Below are 1,098 nucleotides of genomic sequence, written 5' to 3'. Positions count from 1 at the left end.
GTAGCTCCAGTCGACACACCATCGCAGGGTCTGCTGCCGGGTCGGCGCGGTGCGGCTGGCACGGGTCAGCAACGCATATCGATCATCGAGCCGCGCCAGGATCTGCTCGGGCGACAACATGCGCATCCGCGCCGCGGCCATCTCGATCGCCAGCGGCAATCCATCCAACCGGGCACAGATCCGAGCCACGGCCGCCTTGCTGTCGTCGGACAGTTCCAGACCCGGCACCACCGCGTTCGCCCGGTCGGCGAACAAAGTCACTGCGTCATAGCGGGCCACTCCCCGCGGTGACGGCTCGCGATCCGAGTCAGGGATCGCCAGCGGCGGCACCGGCAGTATCGCCTCGCCGGCGATATCGAGCGGTTCGCGGGTGGTGACCAGAATCCGCAGGTGCGGACAGCTCTGCAACCATGTCTCGACCAATTCCGCCACCGCCGCGACCAGCTGCTCGCAGTTGTCCAGCACCAGCAGCGACTTCCGCGTGGACAGGAACTCGACCAATACCTTGGGCAACGGCCGCGCCGGATCGTCGCGCAACCCCAGGGCCGCCGCCACCGCGTTGACGAGCAGGGAGGGGTCGTGGACATCGGCCAGCTCGACCAGCCACACCCCGTCGGTGAACTCCCGGCGCGTGGTCGCCGCCGCCCGCAATGCCAGCCGGGTCTTGCCGACTCCACCGATCCCGGTCAACGTCACCAACCGGGCCGAGGACAACAGCTTCTTCACTTCTGCCAGCTCAGTGCGGCGGTCGACGAAACTGGTCAACTCGGGCGGCAAAGTACCACCACCCCGTGGAGCCGTCGTCACCGACGGACGCCACCCCGGCGGCTTAACCGGCTTGAGGTCCGGGCGTTCACGAACCGACCCGGTGTGCAACGCCATCTCGTCGACCGTGAACCCGTGGCGGCTCTGAGCCCGCCGGATCGCCTCACCCAAAGCCCCTGCTGAGGGCCGCTCGCGCGGATCCCGGTTCATCGCTGAGGCGACCACCGCGGACACGTCGTCAGGGATGCCGCTGTCGCGCAGGTCCGGCACCGGTTGAGTGGTGATCCGCAGGAACTGGGTCACCACGTTCTCCCCGCTGCGACGTTCGAAGGC

At 68.2% G+C, this 1,098-nt stretch carries 1 protein-coding gene; it reads right to left on the bottom strand.

The annotated features are described in order from the left end of the window. A partial coding sequence (locus tag ACFXN1_RS51895) for an ATP-binding protein (RefSeq protein ID WP_379464203.1) occupies positions 1-1,098 on the bottom strand: 1,098 nt, incomplete at both ends.

The organism is Nocardia sp. NPDC059154 (genome assembly GCF_042755705.1).
GTDB lineage: Bacteria > Actinomycetota > Actinomycetes > Mycobacteriales > Mycobacteriaceae > Nocardia.
Note: the sequence above shows the minus strand (reverse complement) of the source record. Positions and strands in the feature narration are given on the sequence as shown.